Genomic DNA, 15,315 nt, shown 5'->3' with positions numbered 1-15,315 from the left:
TGCTCAGTGTGGAGGCTGGGATTGCTCCAGCCGGTCGAGGCGGCGCTCCCCGGGCGTCCGGCGCTGACCCAGCCAGCCCTCTGCGCGCCGGACCGTGACAGGGTCGATGCTGCAGCTGCGGACCCTGCCGATCTTTTCGCTGCGGATCAGGCCGCTGGCTTCCAGGACCTGCAGGTGCTGCACAACGGCGGGCAGGCTCATCCCGAACGGCGCGGCCAGCTGCGAGACCGAAGCCGGCCCGTCGCAGAGCCGGACCACGATCGCGCGGCGGGTGGAGTCGGCGAGCGCGTGGAAGACGCCGTCGAGCTCCCGCTCACTGAGCCCGCGGCCCGCTGAATTGTTAAGCACATCCTTAAGTATTCGCCGGTCCGGAAGGAAGTCAAGAGGGCGCTTAAACGCAACGGCCGGCGCCGGGACAACCCGACGCCGGACACTGTGTTTTAGGGAAGGGCGGGCGGTGGGAGCCGACCCCTACTTGCTTTCAGGTGTGGTCACGCTGGCGGTGGCCTTCATGGTTTCCGCATTGACCATCCAGGCGTACTGTTCAAACTTCGCAATGAACTCATGCAGGAGGTCTGCGGTGGTGGGGTCTTCCTCGTCCACTTCATCGTGCACCTTGCGCATTGTGCCGACGGCCGCTTCCAGGGCCGCGACAATCCGTTCGATGGCGTCCTTGGTGTTGATCAGGCCCGCGGGGAACTCCGCGAGTGCGGTGGATTTGGAAACCGTGGAGCTGCGGCCGTCCGGCAGGGCGTGGAGGGCGCGCATGCGCTCGGCGAGGTCGTCGGCGAATCCCCGGGCGGCGTCGATGATTTCATCAAGCTGAAGGTGGAGGTCCCGGAAGTTGGTTCCCACGATGTTCCAGTGCGCCTGCTTACCCTGGACATGCAGTTCAATCAGGTCCACCAGAACCGCCTGCAGGTTGTTCGTCAGTGTGGGTGATGCTTTCATGCGTCCTCCTCGATAGAACCGGTGCAGTGAAGGCCTCGTGCGCCATCTGGTGGCGCTCCGGCCGGTATCTTCGACGCTACCGCAGGGCATCGCCGCGCCGCGATGGTTCCGGGAGGAATTTCTCAATCAGCTTACTAAGTAGGCTGACTAACCGTGAAGGGCCCGCTCAGACAGCCTCGTTGAGGACCGGGCCCTGCGGAAAAATGGCCCGGGTGATGCCTCCCGAAGTGGCCTCGGAGAGCTGGCTGAGGTAATCGTTGCGGCGTCGGGGGGTAATCCTGGACTGTGGTTCGAAGGCCTGTTCGGGGTCGTCGGCGTAGTGGGCCGTCAGTCCGTCGCGCATTAGCCGGATGGCCTCGGACCGCTGCTGGGATACTGCGGCGTGCGTGGATCCGAGTTCCGCGGCGAGGTCTTTGACCGTCCGGTCACGGAAGTAGATTTCCTCGACAACGTAGCGCATCCGTTCGGGCAGGGACTTCACGGCGGCCCGGAGGTACTGGAGCCGTTCGTCCGCCAGCACGGAGTGCTCGGGTGAGAGGGATTCAGCGGCGAGGGTGTCCACCACGGCCTCATCGAGGGGCGTCAGCGTGCGGGACGCATCGGCCAGCGCGGCCTCCACCACGCTTTGCTGGACACCCAGTGCGGACGCGATTTCGTCCACCGTCGGAGTGCGGCCCAGCGCGGACGCCAGCGTTTCCTGCACGGACATGGTTTCTTTGATCCGCCGGCGGGCGGAGCGGGTGGCCCAGTCACTGGCCCGCATCTCGTCCGCGAAAGCGCCAAGGATGCGCCGTCGCGCAAACGCGCCGAAGGGCACACCGAGGTCCGGATCGAACGAATCGGCCGAGGTGATCAGGGCAATAGCGCCGGCTGAGGCCAAGTCATCGCGAGAAAGGTGTGACGCCTTTGAGCACAAATCTGAGACGAGATACCCCACCAGCGGAAGGTGCTGCGTGACCATCTCGTTGCGTTCCACGCGATTCACTACTGTGTCCCCCCATGAGACCGGATCCGAAGGGTCGTAGACCCTTAAAACGCCGAGAGCCGCACCCAAGAACGGACCGGCACTCCCCCCATAGGAGTCAGCGTTCGATAGTGGGGTGCAGCACCCATGGTGGAAACCTATCACTTGATCCGCGATCTGCGTGTACCCTCAGGAAAAAGCTTGGCCAAAAATGCGGTAACCGCGCGATCGCCTGTTTCAGCTCTGGTTCAGGCGGCGGCAAGGGAATGGGGCCCATGAGCGCAAGTGATCTCTCCGCAGCACTGTGGCAGGAGCGGCGACAGCTGGAGCTGCTCCTGTTCAGGCTGGAAACGCAGCGGCTGCACGTCGACGCCGGGAATCTGGAGTGGCTGAACTTCATGGCGTCCGAGGTCGAAACCGTGCTGGACCGTCTGCGCTTCGAAGCCCTGGCCCGCAGCGTCGAATCTGCGGCTGTGGCGGCCGAATGGGGCCTGCCGGCACAGACAACGCTCGTGGAACTGATTTCGGCCGCACCCGCCGGGCCCTGGCCCGAGATCCTGGGAGAGCATCTGGACGCCCTGCGTGGACTCCTGGCCCGGCTCGGCGAGGCCGCCCGCGTGAACGAACAGGCGCTGCGGGCCCTCCCGCTGCGGGGACGTCCCGGCCCGGCGGGCACGGCCGGGCTTCTGGATCAGCTCACTACGGCGGGGAACCTGGAGCGGTCCCTGGCCGTGGTGCGGCGCACGTCCCAGCCCCTCCTGGCACAATACCTGGGCATGGAACGGGACTGATCCGGAGCCGGCTCAGTCCGTAGCGGGGGCGGCGGCCGGCGGCATGAGACCGCGCAGCGCGTCTTCAGTATCCGGTCCGGCTTCCGCCGCGGCGAGGTTTGCCGCCGCGATGGCCTCAATGACTTCCCGGCGCTGGATCGGCACGCCCCGGGGCGCCTCAATGCCTATGCGAACACCGTCACCGCGGCCTTCCAGAACCGTGATGACGATGCCGTCGCCGATCATGATCTGTTCGCCCGGCTTGCGTGTAAGTACCAGCATCCTCTCAATCTACCCTTCGCCGCGGGGACCGCCGGACGATTCCCGCCGGTTCTGCCATGTCACATCAGGGCCGGCCGGGCGCGCGTCGATCCAGCCCACGGGCAGTCCCAGGGCGTTGACGCTTTCCGGGGTCCCGGTCTCCGAGGCGCCGACCACCGCCACGGCGGTCAGGTTGAGCTGGGCCGCGAGTACACCGACCCAGCGCGCGGTGTCCTCATGCTTGCGCCCTGCGTCGACCACCACCCAGATCTGGTCGGCCGAGAGCGCGGCCACGGACTGCACCCGGGCCAGGGTGTTCCGGGCCCTGCCGATTCCGAACGCCACCAGGACGGTGCGCTCCGTGACCACAGCGTGCGCGCGCGCGGCCGTGGCGCCTTGGCGGCCGTCAACGTGCAGGTGGCCGTAGGCGGAGAGGTCGCCGGCGGTCCGCACATCGGCACCGCCGGCGGCCATGGACATCGCCAGGGCGGCATCCATGGCGTCGTCCCCCAGCCCGACCAGGGCCACGAGGTCGCCGACGCCGCTCAGCGGGACCGGGACCGCCGCCAGCGGCGTCTCGGGGCGCCCGGCGTCGCGGGCGGCAGCCACCTTAACGGCAGGGATCCCGGCTTCAGACGCCGGAACGGCAGGCGGGTGAACGATGGAACCGTGAACGGCGGGAGCTTGGGTTGCCGGAGTTCCGGGGGCGGAAAGCGGACCTGCGGGGGTTCCGGCGGCACGCCCCGCGGGACCGGCCACCGGTTCCGCCGGGGCGCGCAGTCCGGCGCCGAGCTGCTCCAGGATCTCGGCGAAGTCCCGCGACTCGGTGGAAACCCCTGCAGCTGCGGGCCGGTGCAAGCTCAGTTCAGCAGCGTCTGCCTCTTCCAGCAGTGCGGCGATGGCGGATCCGTGAAGGTGATGGGCCGGTCCGACGGCGGGCCGGGCCTCGGGCGGCCCGCCCGGCTCCCCGGCGGGGGACGCGGACGGAGCCGCCCCGGCCTTGGCGCCGGCGGCAGCGCCGGCGTCGAACTTCCCGGCATCGGGAAGCTTCCCCGCGGAGGCCGTCGCGCGGGTCCCGCCGGCGGCGGTGCCAATGGCGGGGCTGGCGGCGGGGTCTGCGTCGGCCCCGGCGAGGATGTCGGCGTCGGGCACCACTTCGCCGGTGACGACTTCATGCTTGGGCAGGACCTCAACCATGGCCTCGTAGCGGTCCTGGGCGAAGAGCCCGACGATTCCGGGACTACTGACCCGTTCGGCGGACACGATCCGGGCGGCCGGCCCGTACTGCTGCTCCGCCTTGCGGCGGATCTCCTCGAGCGAGGCTCCCTTAAGCCGATAGCGGTTCGGCATGGCGCACGACTCCTACTGTCTCGATCCGGACGTTGGCAGAGGTCACCTCGCGGTAGGACAGCACCGGAACCGACCCCGGCTGTGCCCCCACGAGGCGGTGGATGGCCGGCCGGAGCGCCGGGGCGCACACGAGCACGGCCTGGCGGTTGGCGGCGGCCGCGGCGTCGACGGCGGAGCTCACGGACCGCAGCACGGCGTCGAGCCTGTCCTGCCCCATGACGATCTGGCTGCCGCCTTCCGCGGGCCGCATGTCCTCGAGCATGTGCTGCTCCAGGACGGGGTCGATCATGATGACGTTGAGTACCGGACCGTCCATGAACTTTGCCGTGAGGGCGGGGCCGAGGGCCTGCCGGGCGGCTTCGACGAGCGATTCCGGGTCCGTGGAGATCTTGGCGCGCAGCGTGAGGGCCTCGTAGATCCGGGCGAGGTCGTTGATGGGCACCTGCTCGTCCAGGAGCCCCTGGAGGACGCGTTGCAGCTCGGCGAGGGAGAGCAGGGCGGGGGTCAGTTCGTCGACGGCGGAGGGGCTTTGCTTGCGCACGCCCTCGGTCAGGACGCGGACGTCCTCGCGGGACAGCAGCCGGGCCGCGTTCGCCGAGACGATCGAGGACAGGTGGGTGACCAGGACGGAGACCCTGTCGATCACGGTGGCACCGGTCATTTCGGCGTTGTGGCGCATCTCCCCCGGAATCCACTTCCCGGCGAGCCCGAACACGGGTTCGATCATCGCAGGACCGGGGAGCGAGTCCAGGTTGTCGCCCAGGGCGAGCATCTGGCCGCTGGGGGCCGTGCCGCGCCCGGCTTCCACGCCCGCGATCCGGATCGAATAGGTGGCCGGCGGCAGGTCCACACTGTCCCGGGTGCGCACCGGCGGGATGACGAGGCCCAGTTCCATGGCGATCTTGTGCCGGAGGGAGCGGACCCGGGCCAGGAGGTCGTCGGAGGCGCCCGAGACCATGTCCACAAGGTCCGGAGCCAGCAGGATCTCCACGGGGTGGATGCGCATGTCCTCCAGAAGTTTCTCGTTGGGGTCCATCTCCGGGAAATTCAGCGCGGTGGACTCGGCCTCCCGGGCCCTCTCCGCCAACTGCTGGCTGGCGGCGGTGCGGCGGGAGGCGAGGATCAGTGCGGCGCCGACCAGGATGAACGGGATGGGCGGCATGCCGGGGATCAGGGCCATGGCCATGGCGGCGACACCGGCGATCATGAGCGCGTTGGGTGACTGCAGCAGCTGGGTGGACGCGGTCCGGCCCATGTCCGACTCGGCGTTGGACCGGGTGACGATCATGCCGGTGGAGACGGCCATGAGCAGGGCCGGGATCTGGGTGACGAGCCCGTCTCCCATGGTCAGCAGGCCGTAGGTGTTCAGGGCGTCGCCGATGTCCAGACCGCGCTGGATCATGCCGATGGCGATGCCGCCGACGAAGTTGATGATGATAATGATGATGCCCGCGATGGCATCGCCCTTGACGAACTTCGAGGCGCCGTCCATGGCGCCGTAGAAGTCTGCCTCGGCCGAGACCTCGGCCCGCCGCTCCCTGGCCTGGGTGTCGGTGAGGAGCCCGGCGTTGAGGTCGGCGTCGATCGCCATCTGCTTGCCGGGCATGGCATCGAGGGTGAAGCGCGCGCCCACCTCGGCCACGCGCTCGGCGCCCTTGGTGACCACGACGAACTGGATCACCACAAGGATCAGGAACACCACCGCGCCGATGATCATGGAACCGCCGACCGTCACCTTGCCGAAGGCCTCAATGACCTGCCCGGCGTACCCGTTGCCCAGGACCAGGCGGGTGGAGGCGACGTTCAGGCCCAGCCGGAACAGCGTGGCCACCAGCAGCAGGGAGGGGAACACGGAGAAGTCCAGGGGCTTCTTCACGAACATGCTGGTCAGCAGCACCAGCAGTGCCAGCAGGATGTTGCAGACGATGAGGAAGTCGAGCAGGGGCGCGGGCACGGGAACCACCAGCAGCAGCACGATCCCCACGATGCCGATTGGCACCGCCAGCCGGTTCAGCCTGTTGTTCATGGTGCGGTCCTTTCACAGACGCTGATTCCCAAAGTTGTCCCGCGGCGCTTCATCTGCCGTTGCCTCATGCGGTGCCTCATACAGCGCCTCCCACAATGGCGGCCGGGCGGCTCATGCGGTGCATCCCGGCGGCGGCGCCCCGGGCCTTGAGCGCCATGACGAACGCGAGGACGCCGGCCACCGCCCGGTAGAAGTCCACCGGGATCTCATCGCCCAGCTCACAGGCTCCGTGGAGGGCCCTGGCCAGCGGGATGTCCTGGACCATGGGCACGTTCTTCTGCTCGGCTTCTGCCCTGATCCTGGCGGCCACGTGGCCGGCGCCCTTGGCCACCACTCGGGGGGCTGACTTGCCGGGCTCATACTTGAGGGCCACGGCCACGTGCGTGGGGTTGACCAGGACGACGTCGGCATCACCGATCGCGGCGATCATGCGGTTCCGGCTCATGGCCATCTGGCGGGCCCTGCGCTGGGACCGGATCAGCGGGTCGCCCTCGCTGTTCTTGTTCTCGTCCTGGACTTCCTTCTTGGACATCCGGGTCTTCTTGCGGTTGCGCCGCATGACGACGAAGAAGTCCGCCGCGGCCAGCACGATGCCGGCGGCCACAGCGAACTGGACCAGGGAGGCGATGCCGCCGGCCGCTGCCGCGGTAACACCAGCCACGGGGAGTCCTCCCGCGGTCAGCAGCACCGGGACGAGCCCCTGCACCACCATGTACAGCACCAGCCCCACCACGCTTGCCTTCAGCAGCGCTTTGATGCCGCCCCACACCGCCTGGGCGCCGAAAAGCCGCTTGACCCCGCTGAGCAGGTTGAAGTGCTCGAATTCGAACCGGAATTTCTTCAGGTGGACGCCGCCCTGCAGGGCGGAGGCGGCTAGGACGGCCAGGAACACGACGACCAGCAGGGGCCCGACAATGCCGGCGATGGACGCAAAACCGTCCTCCAGCGCCTGGACGGCTTTGCCGGGGTCGGGTGCCGAGATGACGCCGCGGATGCTGAAGAGCCGGTCCGCGGCGGCGTTGGCGCCCCGCTCCACAGTGCTGGGCAGCATGAGGGCGGCCGCACCCACGCCTACCCAGGCGGTGAGGTCCTGCGAGCGGGAGAGCTGGCCCTTGGAGCGGACCTCCCTCATCCGTTTGTCGGTGGCTTGCTCGGTTTTCTCCTGTGAATCCGCCATCAGCCCACCCCCAGCACAGCTTTGGCCGCCTGTCCGGCGAGGCTGGAAACGATCCGCGGCAGGGCCAGGAACATGAAGCCGGCCAGCATGAGGGTCAGGAGGATCTTGAGCGGGAAGCCCAGCGAGAACGCGTTCAGCGCCGGTGCAACGCGGGTCAGGAGGCCGAGTCCGACGTCGGCGAGGAACAGGACCACCAGCAGGGGCCCGGCGATCTGCACGGCGGCCAGGAACATGCCGGATACTGCCGCGATGATGGCTTGGACGGGCTGTGTCAGGTCTATTCCCCCGGCCAGGGGCAGGGCCGCGAAACTGCCGGTGAGGCCCGTGATGACCAACTGGTAGCCGTCGGAGGCGAATAGCAGGGCCAGCGCCGCCATCTGCAGGAGGCGGGTGAACTGGGCGCCGTTGACCATCATTTGGGGGTCGAAGGCCTGGGCCATCTGGAAACCGCTGGCGAGGTCGATCAGGCTGCCGGCGGACTGGATGGCGGAGAAGATCACCAGGACCAGGAATCCCAGGGCAAAGCCCGTGACGAGCTCCAGGACCACTCCGGTGAGGAAGCCGGCGGTATCCCGGGGCGTGTAACCGCCCGCCAGGCGCTGGGTCACTGCCAGCCCCAGGCCCAGTCCCAGCATGGCCTTCACGCGCCCCGGAAACGCCTGGTGCGAGAACGGCGGTGCCACGATCAGGAAGGCGGTCATCCGGACCGTGGCCAGCAGGAGGACTTCCAGCCAACTCGGGTCGATGGGGATGCCCACCTCACAGGCCTCCGAGCAGGGACGGAATCTTCGCGAAGAGGTCGTTCGTGAACGTAACCATCTCCGAAATCATCCAGTGTCCGCAGACGATCAGGGCCACGGCCACGGCGGCGGCCTTCGGCACGAAGGACAGGGTGGCTTCCTGCAGCTGTGTGATGGACTGCAGCAGCGAGATGGCCAGGCCCACCACCAGCGCCGTGACCAGCACGGGTGCGGCGAGCTTGGCGGCCACGATCATGGCCTGGAGGCAGATGTCCAGGACGGCGTTGGCGTTCATCCGCTGCCCGCATAGCTTTGCACGAGCGCGGTGATGATCAGGCCCCAGCCGTCCACGAGGACGAAGAGCAGGATCTTGAAGGGCAGCGAGATCATGACCGGCGGCAGCATCATCATGCCCATGGACATCAGGGCCGCGGACACCACGAGGTCGATCACGAGGAACGGGATGAAGATGACGAAGCCGATGATGAATGCGGCACGAAGCTCGGAGATCATGAACGCCGGAATGAGGGTCTGCAGCGGGACGGCCTCAGGGGATGCCGGGTTCTCGGCCCCGGCGGCGCGGGACATCAGGGCAATGTCCTCTTCCCTCGTGTGAGCGAGCATGAAGTGCTGCAGCGGACCCGACGCGGCGCTGACCGCACCGTTGAAGTCCAGGGTGCCGTTGAGGTACGGCTGGATGCCGGCGGTGTTCATCTCGTTGATGACGGGCCACATCACGAAGATCGACAGGAACAGTGCCAGCCCCGCCAACACCTGATTGGGCGGGATGGACGGCAGGGAAAGCGCGTTGCGGGTCATCGCCAGGACCACGAAGATCTTGGTGAACGACGTCATCATTAGCAGCAGCGAGGGCGCAACGGCCAGCAGCGTGATCCCGATCAGGGTCAGGACCGCGGTGGAGGGTTTGCCGTCCACCCCGTTGATCTGGATGTTGACGTTACCGGTTCCGGGAGTGGCCGGATCGGTCGGCGCCACCGGCGGGGCCGGGTCGATGGGTGCTGCGTGGCCGGTGGAGGCGTTCAGCCACAGCAGAAGGACCGCAAACAGCACGGCGGCGAGCCCCAGGGCCAGGAGGCGGAAGGGTCCAGTGCGGGCGGGACGCAGGCGGGTCGTGCCGGTGGTGAGGGGGCGGATCAATTGCGGCGTCCGCTCCTGAGAGCGGCGGCGGCCTGCTTCCACGTGGAGCCGGCAAGGATGGACCCGTGCAGGGGCGGATGGGCCGGGGCGCCGGCAGCACTGCCACGGCCGGCGGGGCCGCGGGTGTGCGGGTTCCGGTGCAGGGAACTGCGTCGCGACGGCGGCAGGTCCGGGCCGCCGTCGGCGTTCTCAACGAACGGGCCGTCAACCACCGGGCCGTCAGCGAGCAGTCCGTCAGCGAGCAGTCCGTTGTGGCCGTCCGCGGCCGGGCGGCCCGGCTGGCTGCTGAAGTGGTCGCCGGCGAGCGGCCGGGCGTCGGCGAGGATGCGGGCGAAATCCCCGAAGCCGCGGCTGATGCCGGGGACCGGAACGTCTTCGGGTTCGGGCGGGATGTCCCCCGTGTGCAGGACGTTCACGGCGTGTTCGGTGACGCCCAGCAGGAAGCGCTGCCCGGCGGCGTCGACCACCACTACGGAGGCTTTCTGTCCGAGGCTCTGCCGGCTGACGATGGTCAGGGCGCGGTCAGCCCGGCGCCGCCCGGTGCCCTTGCCCAACCGGCGCTGCAGGAACCACATGAGGCCAAGCACCGCGCCCAGGGCCACGACTACCCGTAGCCCGAGGATCAGTGCGTCCATTCAGCTGAGTCCCTCGGCGACGTCGAGGATGCGGGTGATCCGCACTGCGTAGTCCTGGTCCAGGACCACTACTTCGCCGTGCGCGATCAGGCGGCCGTTGAGCAGGATGTCCGCGGGGGCTCCGGCGGAGCGGTCCAGTTCGATGATCTTGCCCGGTTCCAGGGAGAGCACGTCGCGGACGGACATCCGGGTGCGGCCGATCTCCACGGTCAAGGCCATCTCGATGTTGTTGATGCGGCCGAGCCGGCCGGCCGCCGTGTCCCCGCCGGCAAAGACGTCCCCGGCGCGGTCCTGGCTGTTGCCGTGTTCTCGGAGCCGGACAGCAAACCAGGCCGCGGCGTTGCTGCCGTCGGACAGTTCAAAGACAGCCGTGTCGGGGTCCGAGAGGAGCCCGGAGACATCGGATTCGCGCAGGTCGGACAGGACGCCGGCCCCGAAGACGGAGCTGGCGCTTTCCATGGCCGGGCGCAGCACATCGGTCACGGAGACGTGTCCCAGCTGGGTCCCGGCGCCGGCCGCCTCGTCAAGGAAGGTGCGGTCGCTGAGCATGAGCGCGAGGTCGGCGGTGACCGCCCCGACGAAGGTCGCCGTGACCGCCTGGCGGGCGTAGGCCGCAGCGGCGCGGGCGGGCACCAGGGCAACGACTTTCAGGGCCACCGGGCTGGGCAGTTCCTCGACGAGCCGCTCCGCCGACAATTCGTGCTTGGTCAGGGTGATGCTCATCGTTGGTTCTCCTCGATTGTGACAATGACTGCGGCCGCACGGGAGCCGTTGCGGGCCGGTGCGGCGGTGGCCAGCCGGGTTCCGTCCAGGGTGAGGTCAAAGGGCCGGTTTTCCAGGTGGGGCAGGGTCAGGACGTCGCCGACGGCGAGGCCCAGGACCTGGCCGGGGGTGACGAACGACGTCGAAAGCCGCACCGACAATTCCACCGGCACCTGCTCCAGCTGGGCGCTGATGCGCGCTGCGGCGTCGCCGCGGTTGTCGGTGGGGTTGACCTTCTTGAGCCGTCCCAGCAGGATGGCGGCCGGCACGGCCAGGGTGGCGGGGGCGTTGACGTCGCCGACACTCATGGTGAAGGAGGCGACGATCATCAGTTCGCTCGGCGCGGCGGCCTGGGCGAACTGGGAGTTGTACTGGATGGTGTCCACCCGGACGGTCTCGCTGAGCAGCGGGCCCAGCGAGTAGCCGAGGTCTTCGAGGGCCTCGTCCATGAGGCCCTTGATCAAGGCCTGCTCGATCTGGGTAAATTTCCGGTCCGGCATGGGCGAATCATTCGAGGCGCCGAGCATGCGGTTGACCCAGCCGAGGGCAGCCGGGCCGGGGAACTGCACCACCAGCTTGGAATCCTGGGCCTCCACGGTGCACAGGACCATGGCCGTGACGGCGGGCAGCGAGGCGGCGTATTCGTCGTAGCTGAGCATGCTCACGTCTTCGAGGCGCACCACGGACTTGACCCGGACCTTGGCGGTCAACTGGGTTCCCCACTGGCGGGCGAAGGTTTCGAAGGCGAGCTCCAGCACGCGGCTGTGTTCGCGCGCGAGCGTCGCGGGACGGCGGAAGTCATAGACGCTGACGGTCCGCTCCCGTGCCACTTCCCGCTCATCCAGAACACTCACGGTTGCCACTATCGGCAAGGGATCCGCCGGCGTAAGCAGTATGCCCTAGGCAATACGGTGCAATCCGCTGTAAGCAAGGGACAGCCTATTTCTCGCTCAGCTTCAACGCTTCCGGAATGAGGGCGCGGACGACGTCGGGCTTGTCCGAAATGACCACGATGTCCACCCGGCGGTTCCGCTCCATGAGCTCCGGGGTGGAATCGTCGTTGACCTGGCGGGCCGAGCCGAAGGCGACGGCGCCGATGGTCGCGGGGGCAATGCCGCCGTCGTCCACCATGTAACGCAGGACGTTGACGGCACGCGCCGAGGACAGTTCCCAGGTGGACGGGTAGGCCGTAATGCCGTTCGCGGCATGCCCCTCGACCATGATTTCCATCCCGGCCGGCTTCAGGACCGGGGAGATGATCTGCAGGACCCGGGTGGCCCGGGACGTGAGTTCGGGCCGGTCGGGCTCGAAGAAGGCCTGTGACCCGACGAGCTTGACCGTCAGGCCGCGTTGGTCGATCTGGAACTCGACGTTTTCGCTCAGCCCGGCCGCTGCCAGGCCGGCCTGCATTTTCGCCTGCAGCGCCTTGAGCCGGTCCACTTCCTTGATCGCCTCGGCCATGTTCTCGGGCGACGCCGTTGCCGCGCCCTTCACGGCGGCGAACGCCTCGAGGTTCTTGTCCACGAGTTCCGGCGGCACCACGGTGCCCGACGCCGTGTCCACTGTCTGCGACGCAACCGCGCCGAAGCCCGTGGCCAGGGAGTTGCGGAGCTTTTCGAACTTGTTGGCATCGACGGTGGACATCGCGAAGAGGACGATGAACATGCACATCAGCACGGTGACCATGTCCATGTAGGACGCCATCCAGCGTTCGTCGACGTGGTGTTCTTCCGGCTTCTTGCGTCCGCGCCGCCTGGGGCTCACGCGGCCTGGTCCATCTTGCCGGGTTTGTCGCTGTCACTCTTCTTGCCGCCCCGAGCCGTGCTTTTGAGCTGGTGCTCCGGGACCATGGCACGGAGCCGTTCGGCGAGCAGCAGCGGCTGGGCGCCGGACTGGACCGACAGCATGCCTTCCATGAGCAGCGTCATCCGTTCGATGTCCAGTTCCGAAAGCCGGCTCATCCGGGCGCTGAAGGGAAGCCAGATGAAGTTGGCCGAGAGCAGGCCCCACAGGGTGGCGACGAAGGCTGCCGCGATCATCGGGCCCAGGTGGTCCGGGGTGGAGAGGTTTTCCAGGACGTGGGTCAGGGACACCACGGTGCCGATGATGCCCACAGTCGGGGCATAGCCACCGAGGCTGGCGAAGAATTTGGCGTTGGCGTGGTCGCTGCGGGACTTCGAATCGATCTCGTCCTCCATCAGCATCCGGAGGTCCTCGGCGTCGGTGCCGTCGGCGATGTTCTGGAGTGCACGGGCGAGGAAGGCATCTTTGACGCTGGCCGCTTCTTCCTCCAGGGACAACAGGCCCTCGCTGCGGGCCTTTTCGGCGAAGCGGACCATCTGGTCGATGCTTTCCTGCGGCTTCGCCGTCTTGCCTTGGAACATTTTGGGCAGGGCTTTGAACGCCTGGACGACGTCTTTGAGGGTGTTGCCGGCGATCCCGACGGCGAGCGTGGCACCGAAGACCAGGATCATGGGGGCCGGGAGAAGCAGTGCCGACAGGCTGGCGCCTTCAAGGGACACCATGGCGATAACTGAGCCAAAGGCGAGGAGCAGTCCGATGACTGTTGCGGGATCCATGGTTACTTTCTGGGTTTCACGGGCGCCGTGGTTCCGGCTCCGTCGGTGTCGTCTGTGTCGTCATCCGGCTCAACAGTCCGGACCAGGCTCAGCGGATAACCGGTGATGGCCGGGAAGTCCCGGGCCTTACTCAGGATGTAAGCCCGGTAGTCGGCGATGAGTTCGACCACTTCCGCGAGGCTTTCCAGGACCACGTAGGCGGCGCCGTCGAGCGTCACCAAATGCGTATCCGGGCTCTCGTGGATGCGTTCGATGAGGTCCGGATTGACCGCGAAGCGCGTTCCGTTGAGGCGTGTGACGACGATCATGGGCCGATTCTGCTCTGTGAGGGGAAGGGTGTTCTCCTCCGTACTGTCGGCAGCCCCTGCCCCTTCGTTAGGCGGCCGGGCCAGGCGCCGGCGCTGACGGGTGGCCGAGGCGACAGGATTTACCGTGAATGCCTGTAATTGCCGGTGATTTCCTGTGCGCCGCATGCCGGGCGGTACTAGGGTGGGTCCTGACGGGGCCATGCGGCCCGCCCCGTTGGAGCCTTGGTCCGATGCGGTTGGTCCATCGCGTTCACAGCTCTTAGCTCTGCCCCACGACGCATCGGCCGCCCGCCTCATCAGGAAGGCCAGCCATGGTGCATTTTCCGGCTCTGGAGCCGTTGAACCCGTTTCCCCAGTACGAAGCCATGCGGCGCAGCGACCCCGTCTTCCAGGATGAGGAGACCGGTGCCTGGCACGTCTTCGGCTATGACGACGTGCAGCGCGTTCTGTCCGAGCACGCCACGTTTTCTTCCCGAATGGGCGGGGACAATCCAACCGAAACAGGGCAACTGTTCGCGGCCAGCCTGATCAATACGGATCCGCCCAGACACCGCCAGCTGCGTTCCCTCGTGACGCAGGCGTTCACGCCGCGGTCGGTGGAAGCACTCGCACCGCGCATCTTGGCACTCACGCACGAGTTACTGGATCCGGTCGTTGCCACGGGCAGCACGGACCTGATCGATCAGCTGGCCTATCCACTCCCGGTGATCGTGATCGCGGAGCTCATGGGCATCCCGGCCGCGGACCGGGACCGGTTTAAGCAGTGGTCTGACATGATCGTGAGCCAAGCCCCGGGCGCCGACGAGTCCGGCCACCCCGATACCCACCGGGAAATGGCGGAGTACTTCATGGGTATGATCGAGGAGCGGCGCCGCCAGCCGGGCAGTGATTTGATCAGCGCGCTCCTCGCGGCCGAGATCGACGGGCAGAAACTCAGCGTCATCGAGCTGCTCGGATTCTGCGCCCTGCTGCTCGTCGCGGGCAACGAGACCACCACCAACCTGATCGGCAATGCCGTACTGTGCTTCGCCGAATCGCCGGGCACGGCGGAGCGCCTTGTCGCCGACCCGGCCCTGCTCCCGCAGGCGATCGAAGAGGTGCTGCGCTACCGCTCCCCCGTACAGTCCATGTACCGGATCTCGGCCGTGGACACGACGCTGCGCGACCGGTCGATTCCTGCGGGGTCGCCCCTCGTGGCCTGGATCGGTTCGGCGAACCGCGACGGGGAGCAGTTCCCGGATCCCGATGTGTTCGACGTCGGCCGCTCACCCAACCGTCACCTCGCCTTCGGGCAGGGCATCCACTTCTGCCTCGGGGCTCCCCTGGCCCGGCTCGAGGCCAAGGTCGCGCTGCAGGCCGTGCTCTCCCGGTTGCCCGGGCTGGCAGTGGACCCCGGTGCGCAGCTGGAGCGGATGGAAAGCACGATTGTCTATGGGGTAAAGCATCTTCCCGTGTCCTGGCAGGCCGGCTGACCGCGAGCGCCGCGGCCGCCCTTCCCCTCTTGTTGCGCTATCACTTATGGCGGCCATTTCGACGGCAAAGTCAACTGGTTGGAGCAACGCCGGGGTTTAGGCTGCGTGCAGCAGCTGGTTCAGCCGGTTGGCTGGGGTCTCCAGGTTCAGGGTGGGTCGGGG

The 15,315-nt window shown here is 67.6% G+C and carries 18 protein-coding genes; 2 read left to right on the top strand and 16 right to left on the bottom strand.

Annotation, left to right across the window (positions count from 1 at the left end):
- Window positions 1-3 precede the first annotated feature (3 nt).
- From ABD243_RS06535 to ABD243_RS06525, 3 genes are all read right to left on the bottom strand, one after another.
- Window positions 4-348, bottom strand: coding sequence for an ArsR/SmtB family transcription factor (locus tag ABD243_RS06535; RefSeq protein ID WP_344363463.1), 345 nt, complete (start codon window positions 346-348; stop codon window positions 4-6).
- Between the two features lie 123 nt (window positions 349-471).
- On the bottom strand, window positions 472-951 hold the full coding sequence (locus ABD243_RS06530) for a Dps family protein (protein WP_091251364.1): 480 nt from the start codon (window positions 949-951) through the stop codon (window positions 472-474).
- Between the two features lie 166 nt (window positions 952-1,117).
- Window positions 1,118-1,936, bottom strand: a complete 819-nt coding sequence (locus tag ABD243_RS06525; RefSeq protein WP_344363459.1) for a sigma-70 family RNA polymerase sigma factor — start codon at window positions 1,934-1,936, stop codon at window positions 1,118-1,120.
- 254 nt (window positions 1,937-2,190) lie between these two features.
- Between ABD243_RS06525 and flgN the strand changes: the two genes are divergently transcribed.
- Window positions 2,191-2,706 carry a flagellar export chaperone FlgN gene (gene flgN / locus ABD243_RS06520; protein WP_344363456.1) on the top strand — a complete coding sequence of 172 codons (516 nt, stop codon included), beginning with the start codon at window positions 2,191-2,193 and terminating at the stop codon, window positions 2,704-2,706.
- A 12-nt stretch (window positions 2,707-2,718) separates the two neighbouring features.
- Here flgN and ABD243_RS06515 read toward each other — a convergent pair whose 3' ends face one another.
- The 13 genes from ABD243_RS06515 to ABD243_RS06455 form a co-directional block, all read right to left on the bottom strand.
- On the bottom strand, window positions 2,719-2,967 hold the full coding sequence (locus tag ABD243_RS06515) for a carbon storage regulator (RefSeq protein ID WP_344363454.1): 249 nt from the start codon (window positions 2,965-2,967) through the stop codon (window positions 2,719-2,721).
- Between the two features lie 9 nt (window positions 2,968-2,976).
- Entirely contained in the window at window positions 2,977-4,296 is a 1,320-nt protein-coding gene (locus tag ABD243_RS06510; protein WP_344363452.1) for a serine/threonine-protein kinase, read from the bottom strand.
- On the bottom strand, window positions 4,274-6,322 hold the full coding sequence (locus tag ABD243_RS06505; protein WP_116766987.1) for a flagellar biosynthesis protein FlhA: 2,049 nt from the start codon (window positions 6,320-6,322) through the stop codon (window positions 4,274-4,276). The genes ABD243_RS06510 and ABD243_RS06505 overlap by 23 nt, the downstream gene beginning before the upstream one ends.
- A gap of 76 nt (window positions 6,323-6,398) precedes the next feature.
- On the bottom strand, window positions 6,399-7,499 hold the full coding sequence (locus tag ABD243_RS06500; RefSeq protein ID WP_344363450.1) for an EscU/YscU/HrcU family type III secretion system export apparatus switch protein: 1,101 nt from the start codon (window positions 7,497-7,499) through the stop codon (window positions 6,399-6,401).
- On the bottom strand, window positions 7,499-8,257 hold the full coding sequence (locus tag ABD243_RS06495) for a flagellar biosynthetic protein FliR (protein ID WP_116766989.1): 759 nt from the start codon (window positions 8,255-8,257) through the stop codon (window positions 7,499-7,501). The genes ABD243_RS06500 and ABD243_RS06495 overlap by 1 nt, the downstream gene beginning before the upstream one ends.
- A gap of 1 nt (window position 8,258) precedes the next feature.
- The gene (gene fliQ, locus ABD243_RS06490) at window positions 8,259-8,534 is read right to left on the bottom strand and encodes a flagellar biosynthesis protein FliQ (RefSeq protein ID WP_090956900.1); all 276 of its coding nucleotides are present in this window, start codon (window positions 8,532-8,534) and stop codon (window positions 8,259-8,261) included.
- On the bottom strand, window positions 8,531-9,397 hold the full coding sequence (gene fliP, locus ABD243_RS06485) for a flagellar type III secretion system pore protein FliP (RefSeq protein WP_344363447.1): 867 nt from the start codon (window positions 9,395-9,397) through the stop codon (window positions 8,531-8,533). The genes fliQ and fliP overlap by 4 nt, the downstream gene beginning before the upstream one ends.
- A complete protein-coding gene (fliO, locus tag ABD243_RS06480) occupies window positions 9,394-10,032 on the bottom strand; it encodes a flagellar biosynthetic protein FliO (RefSeq protein WP_344363445.1) in 639 nt (212 codons plus the stop codon). Before fliO ends, fliP begins: the two co-directional genes overlap by 4 nt.
- Entirely contained in the window at window positions 10,033-10,755 is a 723-nt protein-coding gene (gene fliN / locus ABD243_RS06475; protein WP_344363443.1) for a flagellar motor switch protein FliN, read from the bottom strand.
- Window positions 10,752-11,648 (bottom strand): flagellar motor switch protein FliM, encoded by an 897-nt coding sequence (locus tag ABD243_RS06470; RefSeq protein WP_237563415.1) that lies wholly within the window; start codon window positions 11,646-11,648, stop codon window positions 10,752-10,754. The genes fliN and ABD243_RS06470 overlap by 4 nt, the downstream gene beginning before the upstream one ends.
- 85 nt (window positions 11,649-11,733) lie before the next feature.
- Window positions 11,734-12,558 carry an OmpA/MotB family protein gene (locus ABD243_RS06465; RefSeq protein WP_116766993.1) on the bottom strand — a complete coding sequence of 275 codons (825 nt, stop codon included), beginning with the start codon at window positions 12,556-12,558 and terminating at the stop codon, window positions 11,734-11,736.
- The gene (locus ABD243_RS06460) at window positions 12,555-13,373 is read right to left on the bottom strand and encodes a motility protein A (RefSeq protein WP_344363438.1); all 819 of its coding nucleotides are present in this window, start codon (window positions 13,371-13,373) and stop codon (window positions 12,555-12,557) included. The genes ABD243_RS06465 and ABD243_RS06460 overlap by 4 nt, the downstream gene beginning before the upstream one ends.
- A 2-nt stretch (window positions 13,374-13,375) precedes the next feature.
- Window positions 13,376-13,681, bottom strand: coding sequence for a flagellar FlbD family protein (locus ABD243_RS06455; RefSeq protein ID WP_344363436.1), 306 nt, complete (start codon window positions 13,679-13,681; stop codon window positions 13,376-13,378).
- A 311-nt stretch (window positions 13,682-13,992) separates the two neighbouring features.
- On the opposite strand from ABD243_RS06455, the gene ABD243_RS06450 reads away from it, so the two are divergent.
- Complete coding sequence (locus tag ABD243_RS06450) at window positions 13,993-15,153, top strand: cytochrome P450 (protein ID WP_344363433.1); 1,161 nt, start codon at window positions 13,993-13,995, stop codon at window positions 15,151-15,153.
- Window positions 15,154-15,315: the final 162 nt, after the last annotated feature.

It is taken from the genome of Arthrobacter humicola (assembly GCF_039531445.1).
GTDB classification, from domain to species: Bacteria; Actinomycetota; Actinomycetes; order Actinomycetales; family Micrococcaceae; genus Arthrobacter; species Arthrobacter humicola.
The sequence above is the reverse complement of the archived record's forward strand: the minus strand, read 5'-3'. Positions and strand labels throughout refer to the sequence as shown.

Bases quoted from the DNA above. Each gene is read 5' to 3' on its own strand.
- ABD243_RS06530 (WP_091251364.1), bottom strand. From the start codon at position 951: ATGAAAGCATCACCCACACTGACGAACAACCTGCAGGCGGTTCTGGTG.
- flgN (WP_344363456.1), top strand. From the start codon at position 2,191: ATGAGCGCAAGTGATCTCTCCGCAGCACTGTGGCAGGAGCGGCGACAG.
- ABD243_RS06515 (WP_344363454.1), bottom strand. From the start codon at position 2,967: ATGCTGGTACTTACACGCAAGCCGGGCGAACAGATCATGATCGGCGAC.
- ABD243_RS06510 (WP_344363452.1), bottom strand. From the start codon at position 4,296: ATGCCGAACCGCTATCGGCTTAAGGGAGCCTCGCTCGAGGAGATCCGC.
- ABD243_RS06505 (WP_116766987.1), bottom strand. From the start codon at position 6,322: ATGAACAACAGGCTGAACCGGCTGGCGGTGCCAATCGGCATCGTGGGG.
- ABD243_RS06500 (WP_344363450.1), bottom strand. From the start codon at position 7,499: ATGGCGGATTCACAGGAGAAAACCGAGCAAGCCACCGACAAACGGATG.
- fliQ (WP_090956900.1), bottom strand. From the start codon at position 8,534: ATGAACGCCAACGCCGTCCTGGACATCTGCCTCCAGGCCATGATCGTG.
- fliO (WP_344363445.1), bottom strand. From the start codon at position 10,032: ATGGACGCACTGATCCTCGGGCTACGGGTAGTCGTGGCCCTGGGCGCG.
- fliN (WP_344363443.1), bottom strand. From the start codon at position 10,755: ATGAGCATCACCCTGACCAAGCACGAATTGTCGGCGGAGCGGCTCGTC.
- ABD243_RS06460 (WP_344363438.1), bottom strand. From the start codon at position 13,373: ATGGATCCCGCAACAGTCATCGGACTGCTCCTCGCCTTTGGCTCAGTT.
- ABD243_RS06455 (WP_344363436.1), bottom strand. From the start codon at position 13,681: ATGATCGTCGTCACACGCCTCAACGGAACGCGCTTCGCGGTCAATCCG.
- ABD243_RS06450 (WP_344363433.1), top strand. From the start codon at position 13,993: ATGGTGCATTTTCCGGCTCTGGAGCCGTTGAACCCGTTTCCCCAGTAC.